Raw genomic sequence first — 12,309 nt, 5'->3', positions numbered from 1 at the left:
CGGCGTGCACATGGCATCGGTGCGGCGAGCGGAATCGGGGCGGGTATGGAGAGGGACGACGGGCGCGAGCGGGCCGGCGGGGACGCCGGACTGGAGGGGCTGTCCCTGCCGTCACGCATCGTCGTCGCGGCCGGCGTCGCGGTGGTGGGCCTGGCGGCTGCCGTACACCTGGGAATGATGTTCCTGCACGTCGCGCCGCCGAACACGGTCAGCAAGCAGTACGCGGCGGCGATCGACGACTACGTCTATCCGGAGTACGAACAGAACTGGAAGTTCTTCGCCCCCAACCCCCTCCAGCAGAACGTCGCCGTCCAGGCCCGCGCCGAGCTGCGCGGCCCCGACGGCCGGACGACCGTCACCCCCTGGACCGACCTCTCCGCACAGGACGGCGCCGCCATCCTCCACAACCCGCTCCCCAGCCACACGCGGCAGAACGAACTCCGCCGCGCCTGGGACTTCTACGCCAACACCCACGACGCCCGTGAGCAGCCCAACGGCCTGCGCGGCCGCCTCTCCGAGCAGTACATACGCCGCATCGTCGCCTCCCGGCTCGGCCCCGCACGGGACGGTCGTCCGGTGGAGCGGGTACAGGTGCGGTCCGTGACCACGGCCATCGCCCCGCCGCCGTGGAGCGACGAGAAGGCCGACACCAAGCCCGTCTACCGCGTGCTGGGCTGGTGGCCCGTCACCACCGCCGACCTCGCGGAGGTGAGCACCCGGTGATCAACTCTCTGACGCGAGGGCTCGCCCGCGCCACCGGCTCCTCACTCGGCCCGTACCAGACGGCCGTCATCCGCATCGGCCTCTCCTTCGTCTGGCTGTGCTACCTGCTCCGCGAGTGGCCCAACCGCCGTGAGCTGTACGGGCCCGACGCCCCCTGGAGCGGGGGGATGGCCCGGCAGCTGACCGGCGACAACCACGCCTTCACCGCGCTCCTGTGGTCCGACAGCCCGATGTGGTTCGAGGGCGTCTACGCGCTGGCCGTCGTCTCCAGCGCCCTGCTGATGCTCGGGTGGCGCACCCGGACCATGTCCGTGCTCTCGATGCTCTGTGTGCTGTCGCTGCAGAACCGCAGCGTCTTCATCGGCGACGGCGGCGACAACGTCATCCACCTGATGGCCCTCTACACCGTGCTCACGCGCTGCGGCCAGGTCTGGTCCCTCGACGCCCGGCGCGCCGCCCGCCGGGCCGGGAGCCAGGACGGCCGGGACGTGCCCGGCATCGTGCTGTGGACGGTCTGCGGCCTCGCGCTCGCCGCCGCACAGGTCCACGGCGGCGCGGGCCTGGGGTGGACGGACGAAGGGCCGCTGCCGGGCCTCGGCTGGGCGACCGCGCTGTGGGGCCTTTGGCTGATCCACGGCCTGTGGTGGGCGGCGGTGCGCTACGCCCCCGGCGAGCCCAGGACGGTGCTGGACACGCTGGCCCATCTCGCGCACAACGCCGCGCTGCTGGTCATCATGGCGGAGGTCTGTCTGATCTACGCCACGGCCGGCTGGTACAAGGTCCAGGGCTCGCGCTGGCAGGACGGCACCGCCCTGTACTACCCGATGCACATCGACTACTTCTCGCCGTGGCCCTGGCTCTCCCACGCGCTGGCCGCCAGCGGGATCATCGTGCTGCTGCTCAGCTACGGCACGGTGGCCGCGCAGGTCGCCTTCCCCTTCACGTTGCTGAACCGGCGGGTGAAGAACGTGTTGCTGGTGGTGATGATGGCCGAGCACGTGGGCATCGCGGTGCTGTTGGGGCTGCCGTTCTTTTCGTTGGCGATGATCGTGGCCGATGCGGTGTTCCTGCCGACCTCGTTCCTGCGGAGGCTCGGGCGGGTGGGGGTGCGCTTTCCGGGGCTCCGCCCCGGACCCCGCTCCTCAAACGCCGGAGGGGCTGAATTGTTGCCCGAGCAGCGGATCGTAGGGTGAGGGCATGACCCAGGACGACGTCGGTGCCGCTGTACTGCGACGATGGGCCGCCGACGCACCCGGCGCCGTGCTGCTCGACGGCTTTCACGCGCTCAAGCACGCCCTGCGCTTCGGAGCGGACGTGGGCCCCGCCGTCACTAGTGACAAGGCGTCCGCCCTGGAGCTCGCGGCCGACCTGGCCGACGACCTGACGGACACGCTCGACGACCTCCTGGTGGAGGTGCCCGCGCAGACCCTGCGCGAGCTGGTGCCGCGGGTGCATCCCACCGGGGTCGCCGCCCTGGCCGCCCGCCGCGACCGCCGGGCCAACCTCGACGCCCTGGCGCGGCTGCCCCGCACCGCGCCCGTCGTCGTCCTGGACAACCCCCGCAACCTGGGCAACGTCGGCGCCGTGATCCGTCTCGCCGCAGGCTTCGGGGCCACCGGCGTGGTCACCACCGGCGACATCGACCCCTGGCACCCCAACGCCGTGCGGTCCGGCGCCGGGCTGCACTACGCCACGGCCGTCGAGCGGCTGCCCCTCGAGGAGCTGCCGCCCGGGCCGCTGTACGTCCTCGACCCGGAGGGCGACGACATCCGGTCCGTGCCCGTACCGGACGACGCGCTGATCGCCTTCGGCTCCGAGCGGCACGGCATCTCGCCGGAGCTGCGGGCCAGGGCGACCCGGCTGGTCGCCCTGCCCATGCGTCCCCAGGTCTCCAGCTACAACCTCGCCACCAGCGTCGCCATGACGCTCTTCCACTGGGGCGGGCCGGCTCCCGTCTGACGGGTTCAGGCCTGGCGGCGCACCTCCACCGTGCGGAAGCGGGTGGCGACGAACGCGCTGTCGCACAGCGCCGCGTTGGCCGCCGGGTTGCCGCCGGAGCCGTGGAAGTCGGAGAAGGCGGCCGTCTGGTTGACGTACACCCCGCCCGTCAGGTTGAGGGAGAGCTGGGCGCACTCCTCCAGGCACGCCTCCTCGACCAGCTGCTCGACCTCCGCCGAGGTCGTGTACGCGCCGACCGTCATCGCGCCCTTCTCCCGCACCGTGCGGCGCAGCAGCTCCACGGCGTCGGCGGCCGAGTCGACGGCCACCGCGAACGCCACCGGCCCGAAGCACTCGGAGAAATAGGCCGCTTCGGCGTCGGGCTTGGCTCCGTCGAGCTTGACGATGACGGGGGTGCGGACCGTGGCGCCGGGGAAGTCGGGGTTGGCCACGGAACGGGAGGCCAGGACGACCTCGCCCAGCTGTGCGGCGGCGTCGATACGGGCCTTGACCTGGTCGTTGACGATGGCGCCGAGCAGGGCGTTGGCCCGGGCGTCGTCACCCAGCAGCTTGTCCACGGCGGTGGCCAGGTCGGCCACCACCTCGTCGTACGACTTGTGGCCGGCGTCGGTGCCGATGCCCTCGCGGGGAATCAGCAGGTTCTGCGGGGTGGTGCACATCTGGCCGCTGTACAGGGACAGGGAGAAGGCCAGGTTGGAGAGCATGCCCTTGTAGTCGTCGGTGGAGTCGACGACGACCGTGTTGACCCCGGCCTTCTCGGTGAAGACCTGCGCCTGACGGGCGTTGGCCTCCAGCCAGTCGCCGAAGGCGGTGGAGCCGGTGTAGTCGATGATGCGGATCTCCGGGCGCACCGCCAGGGTCTTGGCGATGCCCTCGTCCTGCCGCTCGGCGGCCAGGGCGACCAGGTCGGGGGAGAACCCGGCCTCGCCCAGCACCTCGCGCGCGATGCGCACGGTCAGGGCGAGCGGCAGCACCGCGCGCGGGTGGGGCTTGACCAGCACGGCGTTGCCGGTGGCGAGCGAGGCGAACAGACCGGGATAGCCGTTCCACGTGGGGAAGGTGTTGCAGCCGATGAGCAGCGAGACGCCGCGCGGCACGGCCGTGAACTCCTTGGCCAGCGCCAGGGGATCGCGCTTGCCCTGCGGCTTGACCCACTCCGCGGAGCCCGGCACGGCGGCCTGGGCTGCATAGGCGTAGGCGACGGCCTCCAGACCGCGGTCCTGGGCGTGCGGCCCGCCGGCCTGGAACGCCATCATGAACGCCTGGCCGCTGGTGTGCATGACCGTGTGGGCGATCTCGTGCGTACGGGCGTTGATCCGCGCGAGGATCTCCAGACAGACCGCGGCCCGCGCCTTCGGCCCGGCCTTGCGCCACTCGGGCATGGCCGCGCGCAGGGCGGGCAGCAGGACATCGATGTCGGCGTGCGGATACTCGACGCCCAGCTCCAGGCCGTAGGGCGAGACCTCCGTGCCCGTCCAGCCGTCCGTGCCGGGCTGGTCCAGCTCGAAGCGCTTGCCGCGCAGGGCGTCGAAGGAGGCCTGGCCGCCGGCGGCGTCGAGGCTGCCGGGCACCCCCTGGCCGTCGCCGTAGGCCTTCGGGTGCTCGGGGTAGGGGGACCAGTAGGCGCGCGTACGGATGGCGTCCAGGGCCTGGTCGAGCGTGGGGAGATGCTTCTCGATCAACTGGGCGGTGGTGAGTCCGGCGGTCACGTCTGACCAACTCCTCGTCGAGCGGGGCTCTGACAGTGCGACTAGGGCGACAGGGATCGGGCGACAGCGTTCGGGGAGCCAGAAGCACCCCCGATGGATACAGTAACCGAACGATCGGTCGGGACAAGGGGGCCCGGCAAACCTGTGGACAACTCATCGGGGAGGATCACTGACATGACCCCAATCGACCCGGCACGCACCGTCGCCGTCGTCGGCACGGGCACCATGGGGCAGGGAATCGCCCAGGTCGCCCTGGTCGCCGGGCATCCCGTGCGGCTGTACGACGCCGCCCCCGGCCGGGCGGAGGAGGCGGCGCGGTCGATCGCCGCGCGCCTCGGCCGGCTCGTGGACAAGGGCAGGCTCGACGCGGCCGGCCGGGACGCGGCACTCGCCCGCCTGCGCCCTGCCGCACAGCTGACCGACCTCGCCGGCTCCGCGCTCGTCATCGAGGCGATTCTCGAGCAACTCACCGCCAAGCAGAAGCTCTTCGGTGAGCTGGAATCGGTCGTTCCAGACGACTGCGTGCTCGCTACCAACACCTCTTCCCTGTCCGTGACCGCGGTCGCGGGCGCCCTCCGCCTGCCCGGCCGGTTCGTCGGCCTGCACTTCTTCAACCCCGCCCCGCTCCTCCCGCTCGTGGAGGTCGTCCGGGGCCACGCCACGGACGCGGCGGTCGCCGAGAGCGCCCGGGCCACCGTGGCCGCCTGGGGCAAGACGCCCGTGAGCTGCGCCGACACCCCCGGTTTCCTCGTCAACCGCATCGCCCGGCCCTTCTACGCCGAGGCCTTCCGCCTGTACGAGGAGGGCGTCGCGGACCCCGCCACGATCGACGCGGTACTGCGCGAGAGCGGCGGCTTCGCCATGGGCCCCTTCGAGCTGACCGATCTCATCGGCCAGGATGTGAACAACGCCGTCACCCGTTCGGTGTACGAGGCCTTCTTCCACCACCCGAAGTTCACGCCCTCGCTCGCCCAGCAGCGGCTCGTGGAGGCCGGCCTGCTGGGGCGGAAAACGGGCCGGGGCTGGTACGACCACGGGGAGGGCGCCGCCGCGCCCGCGCCGCACACGGCCGAACCGTGTCCGGCGCCCCGGGCGGTCGGCCACCGGCCCGGCCTGTTTGGGCCCGCCGCCGTCCTGCCCGCGATGATCGAGGAAGCCGGCATCGAGGTGACCCGCGACAGCGGCGAGGGGACCTTCGACGGCTGCCTCGTCCTGCCGGGCGGCACCCGGCTCGCCCTCGCCGACGGCCGGGGCCCCACGAACACGGCCTGCCTGGGCCCGCGCATCGACGTCGATCTAGCCCTCGACTACCGCACCTGCACCCGTGTCGCCCTCGCGCCCTCCGCGACCGCGCCGAAGGAGGAGGTCGAGGCGGCCGTCGGCCTGTTCCAGGCCCTGGGCAAGAAGGTCAGCGTCATCAGGGACGCCCCCGGCATGATCGTCGCCCGGACGGTCGCCCTGCTCGTCGACTTCGCCGAGGACGCGGCCGGGCGCGGTGTGGCGAGCCGTGAGGACATCGACACCGCCATGCGCAAGGGCGTGAACTACCCCCTCGGCCCGCTGGAGTGGAGCCGGGCCCTGGACACCGACTGGCTCGACCGGTTCCTGCGGAACATGGACCACGAGTACCCGGGCGGCCGCTACGCCGCCTGTCAGCCCCTCCGCCGTCGTGCGGCCGTCAAGGAGAGCCTGCTGTAATCATGACCATGGCCAAGCGCGACACCTACACGCCCGAATCGCTGCTCGCGGTCGCCGTCAAGGTGTTCAACGAGCGGGGCTACGACGGCACCTCCATGGAGCACCTCTCCAAGGCGGCCGGCATCTCCAAGTCCTCCATCTACCACCACGTCAAGGGCAAGGAAGAGCTGCTGCGGCTTGCCATAAGCCGCGCCCTGGACGGGCTCTTCGCGGTCCTGGACGAGCCCGGCGCCACCGACGGCAGGGCGATCGACCGGCTCGAGTACGTCACCCGGCGCACGGTCGAGGTGCTGATGGCCGAGCTGCCCTATGTGACGCTGCTGCTGCGCGTACGGGGCAACACCGACACCGAGCGCTGGGCGATGGAGCGCCGCCGCGAGTTCGACCACCAGGTGGCCGAGCTGCTGAAGGAGGCCGCCGCGGACGGCGACCTCCGGGAGGACGTGGACATCCGGCTGGCGACCCGGCTGCTCTTCGGAATGATCAATTCCGTTGTGGAGTGGTACCGGCCGGAGCGCGGTGGGGCCGCCACCAGCGACGAGGTGGCCGACGCCGTGGTCCACACGGCCTTCGTCGGCCTGCGCACGTACCGCTAGCCCGCTAGCAGCGGTTTACCGGCCGCCCGGCAGGGCCCTCCCTTGCCGGGCGGCCGTCGTGTCCGGCGTCCGCCGGAAGGGAGCGTCCGGCCGCCGTCCACTACCGGCCTTCGTCGAGCGGACGGTCCTCCTTGAGGTCCGTCTCCTCGAAGACCAGGAGCGTCCGGGTGCTGAGCACCTCGTCCATGGCCTGGATGCGGGTCAGGACGAGCTCCCGCAGGGCGCGGTTGTCCCGGGTGTGGACGAGCAGCAGGACGTCGAAATCGCCGCTCACCAGGGCCATGTGGGCCACCCCCGGCAGTTCCCGCAGCTCCTCGCGGACCGTGCGCCAGGAGTTCTGCACGATTTTCAGGGTGATGTACGCCGAGGCGCCGTGCCCTGCCCGCTCCTGGTCGATCCGGGCGCCGAAGCCCTTGATGACGCCGTCGTCGATGAGCCGGTTGATCCGGGCGTAGGCGTTGGCCCGCGAGACGTGCACACGCTCGGCCACCGACCGTATCGAGGCCCGTCCGTCGCTCTGCAGCATCCGCAGGATCGAGCGGTCGATGTCGTCGAGCGGGCGGGCGGCCGGTCTGCCGCCCGACGTGGCCATCTGTTCGTCCGGCATACCGCCATGCCTCCCCTTCATGGACGTCCTGTTCATATCTCAAGTTGTGGAGAACCGTTTGTCCACAGGCTCGGGCCGCCTGTAGCCAAAAAGTGCCAACGACCGAACAATCGGTAGGGAGAGCGCAGGACGCTTTCCGGTCAAGCTCGTCCCAAGAGGAGGTGCTCGTCATGACGGTTCTGGAGCAGCCCGGCTCGTACCGGCCCAGTCCGCCCCCGGCCTGGCAACCCCGGACCGACCCCGCCCCGCTGCTGCCCGACGCGGAGCCGTACCGGCTGCTGGGTACCGACGCCGCCGACGGGCTCGACCCCGACCTGCTCAGGAGGTTGTACGGCCAGCTCGTGCGCGGGCGCCGCTACAACACCCAGGCCACCGCCCTCACCCGCCAGGGCCGGCTGGCCGTCTACCCCTCCTCCGCCGGGCAGGAGGCCTGCGAGGTCGCCGCCGCGCTGGCCCTGGAGGAGCGCGACTGGCTCTTCCCCAGCTACCGCGACACCCTGGCCGCCGTCGTGCGGGGCCTGGACCCCGTGCAGGCCCTGACCCTGCTGCGCGGCGACTGGCACACCGGCTACGACCCGCACGAGCACCGCGTCGCCCCGCTGTGCACCCCGCTCGCCACCCAGCTCCCCCACGCGGTCGGGCTGGCCCACGCCGCCCGGCTCAAGGGGGACGACGTCGTCGCGCTCGCCATGGTCGGCGACGGAGGCACGAGCGAGGGCGACTTCCACGAGGCGCTCAACTTCGCCGCCGTGTGGCGGGCGCCGGTCGTCTTCTTCGTGCAGAACAACGGCTTCGCCATCTCCGTGCCGCTCGCCAAGCAGACCGCCGCGCCCTCCCTCGCCCACAAGGCCGTCGGGTACGGCATGCCCGGCCGGCTCGTCGACGGCAACGACGCCGCGGCCGTCCATCAGGTCCTCGCCGAAGCCGTGCGCCGGGCCCGGGCCGGCGGCGGCCCCACGCTGGTGGAGGCCGTCACCTACCGCATCGACGCCCACACCAACGCCGACGACGCCACCCGCTACCGCAGCGACGCCGAGGTCGAGGCCTGGCGCGCCCACGACCCGATCGCCCTGCTGGAACGGGAGCTGACCCGCCGCGAGCTGCTGGACGACGCGGCGATACGGGACGAGCAGGAGGCCGCCGAGCGGATGGCCGCCGATCTGCGCGAGCGGATGAACCAGGACCCCGTGCTCGACCCGATGGAACTGTTCACACATGTTTACGCCGAACAGACTGCCCAACTGCGCGAGCAGGCAGCACAATTGCGTGCTGAGCTGACTGCCGCGGGGGAGCTCCCGGGCCCCCTGGAGGGCGGCCCCCAGGAAGGAAGGCAGCGATGACCACCGCGCCCGTCGAAACCGGTCCCAAGCCCGCCACCATGGCGCAGGCTCTCGGCCGGGCGCTGCGCGACGCCATGGCCGACGACCCCGCCGTCCACGTCCTCGGCGAGGACGTCGGCACGCTGGGCGGCGTCTTCCGGGTCACCGACGGCCTGGCCAAGGAGTTCGGCGAGGACCGCTGCACGGACACGCCGCTCGCCGAGGCGGGCATCCTCGGGACGGCCGTGGGCATGGCCATGTACGGGCTGCGGCCCGTGGTGGAGATGCAGTTCGACGCCTTCGCCTACCCCGCCTTCGAGCAGCTCATCAGCCACGTCTCGCGGATGCGCAACAGGACGCGCGGCGCGATGCCCATGCCGATCACCGTGCGGGTCCCCTACGGCGGCGGCATCGGCGGCGTCGAGCACCACAGCGACTCCTCCGAGGCCTACTACCTGGCCACTCCCGGACTCCACGTCGTCGCCCCGGCGACCGTCGCCGACGCCTACGGGCTGCTGCGCGCCGCGATCGCCTCCGACGACCCGGTGATCTTCCTGGAGCCCAAGCGGCTGTACTGGTCCAAGGCGGGCTGGGACCCGGAACGCCCGGAGCCGGTGCCGGGCATCGGCCGCGCGGTCGTCCGCAGGCCCGGCACGTCCGCGACGCTCATCACCTACGGGCCGTCCGTGCCCGTCTGCATGGAGGCGGCCGAGGCGGCCACCGCGGAGGGCTGGGACCTGGAGGTCGTCGACCTGAGGTCGCTGGTGCCGTTCGACGAGGAGACCGTCTGCGCGTCCGTACGGCGCACCGGCCGGGCCGTGGTCGTGCACGAGTCGACGGGCTTCGGCGGCCCGGGCGGGGAGATCGCGGCACGGATCACCGAGCGCTGTTTCCACCATCTGGAGGCGCCGGTGCTGCGGGTGGCGGGATTCGACATCCCGTACCCGCCGCCGATGCTGGAGAAGCACCATCTGCCGGGCGTGGACCGGGTCCTGGACGCGGTGGCGCGACTGCAGTGGGAAGCGCAATGGACCTCTGACGACAACGCATATGGAAGTGGTGCGCGCTGATGGCGGTGGTGCGCGAGTTCACGCTGCCCGACCTGGGCGAGGGGCTCACGGAGGCACAGGTCGTCCGCTGGCTGGTGAGCGTCGGCGACGTCGTCGCCGTCGACCAGCCGGTGGTCGAGGTCGAGACGGCGAAGGCGATGGTGGAGGTCCCCTGCCCCTACGGGGGCGTGGTCACCGCCCGCTTCGGCGAGGAGGGCGCGGAACTGCCGGTCGGCGCGCCGCTGCTGACCGTGGCGGTGGGCGAGTCGGGGAGTGCCGGGGGCTCGGCGCCCGGTCCCGGGAGCGGCTCGGCCGTGCGTTCCGCAGGGGGCGCGCCCGGGGCCGGGGCGGGGGCGGGCTCCGAGACCGCGCACGCGGACGGGGCCGGATCCGGTGGCGGGGACGAGGGCTCGGGCAATGTGCTGGTCGGTTACGGCACGCAGGCGCCCTCGGCGCGGCGCCGCCGGGTACGTCCTCCGGTCCGCGAGGTGGGGCGGCCCGCCGAACGGGCGCCCGTACCGGGTGCCATCGCGGTCATCTCCCCGCTCGTACGGCGTCTCGCGCGGGAACGCGGCGTGGATCTGACCTCGGTGCGCGGCACGGGACCGGACGGGTTGATCACCCGCGCCGATGTCGAGGCCGTGGCCCAGGGAGCGCAGGAGGTGCGGGTCGCGGCGGCCGTCGCGGGCGCCGTCCCGGCTGCTCACGCGGGCCAGGCGGCGCGTCCCGCGGCCCGGGCCGGCCGTCGGGTGGCGGGCGGCCGGCGGGTGCCGGACGGTCTGCGGGTGCCGCTGCGCGGTGTGCGCGGAGCCGTGGCGGAGAAGCTCAGCCGCAGCCGCCGCGAGATCCCGGACGCCACGTGCTGGGTGGACGCGGACGCCACGGAGCTGATGGCCGCCCGTCGGGCGATGAACGCGTCCGGCGGGGCCAAGGTGTCGCTCCTCGCCCTGCTGGCCCGGATCTGCACGGCGGCGCTCGCGAAGTACCCCGAGCTGAACGCGACGGTCGACACCGAGGCGCAGGAGATCGTCACGCTTCCGGACGTCCATCTGGGCTTCGCCGCCCAGACCGAGCGCGGCCTGGTCGTCCCCGTCGTACGGGACGCCAACGCGCGCAACGCCGTCGAGCTGTCGGTCGAGATGGCCCGGCTCACGGAGGCCGCGCGGGCGGGCAAACTCAGCCCGGCCGAGCTGACCGGCGGCACGTTCACCCTCAACAACTACGGGGTGTTCGGCGTCGACGGATCCACGCCGATCCTCAACCATCCCGAGGCCGCGATGCTCGGCGTCGGCCGAATATCGCCCAAGCCCTGGGTGCACGAGGGAGAGCTGGCGGTGCGGCAGGTGGTGCAGCTGTCCTTCACCTTCGACCACCGGGTGTGCGACGGCGGCACGGCGGGCGGCTTCCTGCGCTACGTGGCCGACTGTGTCGAGCAGCCGGCGGTGCTGCTGCGGTCCCTCTGACCGACCGCGTGCACGTGACCGGTCGCGTCGGCCTGATTGCTCGCGTCCGCCTGACCGATCGCGTCCGCCTGACCGCTCGCCTCCGCCTGACCGCTCGCCTCCGCCTGGCCGGTCGTGTCCGTGCCGGTCTCGCCATACTCGACGGGTGACGGTTTACGACGCGGTAGTACTGGCCGGAGGCGCGGCACGGCGGCTGGGCGGGGCGGACAAGCCCGCGGTGCGGGTCGGCGGGCGGTCACTGCTCGACCGTGTGCTGGGTGCCTGCGGCGGTGCGGCACGGACGGTGGTGGTCGGCCCGCGCCGCCCCACGGTCCGGCCGGTGATCTGGGCGCGCGAGGAGCCCCCGGGCGGCGGGCCCCTCGCCGGGCTGGCCGCCGGGTTGCGGCACGTGCGGGCGGAGCGGGTGCTCGTCCTCTCCGCCGATCTGCCGTTTCTGGGGGAGGACGCGGTACGGGCGTTGCTGGCGGGGCTCGAGGGGGCCGGGGCCGGGGCCGAAGGGGTGGTGGTCGTCGACGGTGACGGGCGGGAGCAGCCGCTCGTGGGGGCGTACCGTTCGGAGCCGCTGCTGCGCGAGCTGGGGCTGCTCGTCGCGGAGCACGGCACGCTCGGCGGTCTGCCGCTGCGGCTGCTCACCGCCGAGCTGGCGCTCGGCCGGCTGCACCACCCCACCGCGTCCTTCGACTGCGACACCTGGGAGGACATCGGCACGGCCCGCGCGCGCATCAGGGACGATGGGAGCGTGCTGGATGAATGGATTGCCGCGGTCAAGGCCGAGCTGGGCATCGAACTCGATGTCGACACGGTCGGCCTCCTCGACCTCGCGCGCGACGCCGCGCACGGTGTGGCGCGTCCTGCCGCGCCACTGACGACCTTCCTGGTCGGATACGCCGCCGCGCAGCGTGGTGGTGGTCCGGAGGAGGTGGCCGAGGCGGCCGGCAAAGCGGTGGCGCTGGCCGCGCGCTGGGCCGAGGAGACCCGGTCCTCTGACGAGGCGTCATGACAGGGTGGGATTTCGGGCCCCCGTCGGAAGGTGCGCCGGGGACGGACGGTGATGCCGCGCTGGACCGGGCCACGGATGAGGCTTTGGCCCTGCTTGCCGATGAGCGGCGGGGCCGCTCCGAGAGTGAGGCTCCGGTTGTTTCCGGGCCGCCTGCGGCGGTTGCCGGGCGCGGGTACTTCTCGTTCG

Annotated in this window: 11 protein-coding genes; 9 read left to right on the top strand and 2 right to left on the bottom strand. The window is 72.7% G+C overall.

The features are described from left to right. Positions 1-45: 45 nt before the first annotated feature. From AB0G59_RS13210 to AB0G59_RS13200, 3 genes are read left to right on the top strand one after another with little or no spacing between them, the layout of a single operon-like run. The gene (locus tag AB0G59_RS13210) at positions 46-723 is read left to right on the top strand and encodes a DUF5819 family protein (protein ID WP_360911008.1); all 678 of its coding nucleotides are present in this window, start codon (positions 46-48) and stop codon (positions 721-723) included. Further along, the gene (locus AB0G59_RS13205) at positions 720-1,916 is read left to right on the top strand and encodes an HTTM domain-containing protein (protein WP_360911006.1); all 1,197 of its coding nucleotides are present in this window, start codon (positions 720-722) and stop codon (positions 1,914-1,916) included. The genes AB0G59_RS13210 and AB0G59_RS13205 overlap by 4 nt, the downstream gene beginning before the upstream one ends. A 4-nt stretch (positions 1,917-1,920) precedes the next feature. After that, entirely contained in the window at positions 1,921-2,682 is a 762-nt protein-coding gene (locus AB0G59_RS13200) for a TrmH family RNA methyltransferase (RefSeq protein ID WP_360911004.1), read from the top strand. Between the two features lie 5 nt (positions 2,683-2,687). Here the strand turns inward: AB0G59_RS13200 and paaN are convergent, their stop codons facing one another. Then, positions 2,688-4,391 (bottom strand): phenylacetic acid degradation protein PaaN, encoded by a 1,704-nt coding sequence (gene paaN / locus AB0G59_RS13195; protein WP_360911002.1) that lies wholly within the window; start codon positions 4,389-4,391, stop codon positions 2,688-2,690. 174 nt (positions 4,392-4,565) lie between these two features. Here paaN and AB0G59_RS13190 point away from each other — a divergent pair, with 174 nt between their 5' ends. After that, complete coding sequence (locus AB0G59_RS13190) at positions 4,566-6,089, top strand: 3-hydroxyacyl-CoA dehydrogenase (protein WP_360911000.1); 1,524 nt, start codon at positions 4,566-4,568, stop codon at positions 6,087-6,089. A 2-nt stretch (positions 6,090-6,091) separates the two neighbouring features. Then, the gene (locus tag AB0G59_RS13185) at positions 6,092-6,685 is read left to right on the top strand and encodes a TetR/AcrR family transcriptional regulator (protein WP_360910998.1); all 594 of its coding nucleotides are present in this window, start codon (positions 6,092-6,094) and stop codon (positions 6,683-6,685) included. 100 nt (positions 6,686-6,785) lie between these two features. Here the strand turns inward: AB0G59_RS13185 and AB0G59_RS13180 are convergent, their stop codons facing one another. Then, entirely contained in the window at positions 6,786-7,292 is a 507-nt protein-coding gene (locus AB0G59_RS13180; RefSeq protein WP_071963696.1) for an Lrp/AsnC family transcriptional regulator, read from the bottom strand. Between the two features lie 170 nt (positions 7,293-7,462). Between AB0G59_RS13180 and pdhA the strand changes: the two genes are divergently transcribed. The 4 genes from pdhA to AB0G59_RS13160 all read left to right on the top strand — a co-directional run bounded on the left by pdhA (position 7,463) and on the right by AB0G59_RS13160 (position 12,123). After that, positions 7,463-8,632 carry a pyruvate dehydrogenase (acetyl-transferring) E1 component subunit alpha gene (gene pdhA / locus AB0G59_RS13175; protein ID WP_360910995.1) on the top strand — a complete coding sequence of 390 codons (1,170 nt, stop codon included), beginning with the start codon at positions 7,463-7,465 and terminating at the stop codon, positions 8,630-8,632. Then, positions 8,629-9,681, top strand: coding sequence for an alpha-ketoacid dehydrogenase subunit beta (locus AB0G59_RS13170; RefSeq protein WP_360910994.1), 1,053 nt, complete (start codon positions 8,629-8,631; stop codon positions 9,679-9,681). Before pdhA ends, AB0G59_RS13170 begins: the two co-directional genes overlap by 4 nt. Next, positions 9,681-11,123: a dihydrolipoamide acetyltransferase family protein gene (locus AB0G59_RS13165; protein WP_360910992.1), complete on the top strand. Its 1,443-nt coding sequence runs from the start codon at positions 9,681-9,683 to the stop codon at positions 11,121-11,123. Before AB0G59_RS13170 ends, AB0G59_RS13165 begins: the two co-directional genes overlap by 1 nt. A 145-nt stretch (positions 11,124-11,268) precedes the next feature. Then, positions 11,269-12,123: an NTP transferase domain-containing protein gene (locus AB0G59_RS13160; protein ID WP_360910990.1), complete on the top strand. Its 855-nt coding sequence runs from the start codon at positions 11,269-11,271 to the stop codon at positions 12,121-12,123. The last annotated feature ends 186 nt before the right edge of the window (positions 12,124-12,309 follow it).

The organism is Streptomyces sp. NPDC021096, from assembly GCF_040641275.1.
Lineage (GTDB): Bacteria > Actinomycetota > Actinomycetes > Streptomycetales > Streptomycetaceae > Streptomyces.
Note: the sequence above shows the minus strand (reverse complement) of the source record. Positions and strands in the feature narration are given on the sequence as shown.

Coding starts and splice junctions, on each gene's coding strand:
- AB0G59_RS13210 (WP_360911008.1), top strand. CDS start 46: ATGGAGAGGGACGACGGGCGCGAGCGGGCCGGCGGGGACGCCGGACTG.
- AB0G59_RS13200 (WP_360911004.1), top strand. CDS start 1,921: ATGACCCAGGACGACGTCGGTGCCGCTGTACTGCGACGATGGGCCGCC.
- AB0G59_RS13190 (WP_360911000.1), top strand. CDS start 4,566: ATGACCCCAATCGACCCGGCACGCACCGTCGCCGTCGTCGGCACGGGC.
- AB0G59_RS13185 (WP_360910998.1), top strand. CDS start 6,092: ATGACCATGGCCAAGCGCGACACCTACACGCCCGAATCGCTGCTCGCG.
- AB0G59_RS13180 (WP_071963696.1), bottom strand. CDS start 7,292: ATGCCGGACGAACAGATGGCCACGTCGGGCGGCAGACCGGCCGCCCGC.
- pdhA (WP_360910995.1), top strand. CDS start 7,463: ATGACGGTTCTGGAGCAGCCCGGCTCGTACCGGCCCAGTCCGCCCCCG.
- AB0G59_RS13170 (WP_360910994.1), top strand. CDS start 8,629: ATGACCACCGCGCCCGTCGAAACCGGTCCCAAGCCCGCCACCATGGCG.
- AB0G59_RS13165 (WP_360910992.1), top strand. CDS start 9,681: ATGGCGGTGGTGCGCGAGTTCACGCTGCCCGACCTGGGCGAGGGGCTC.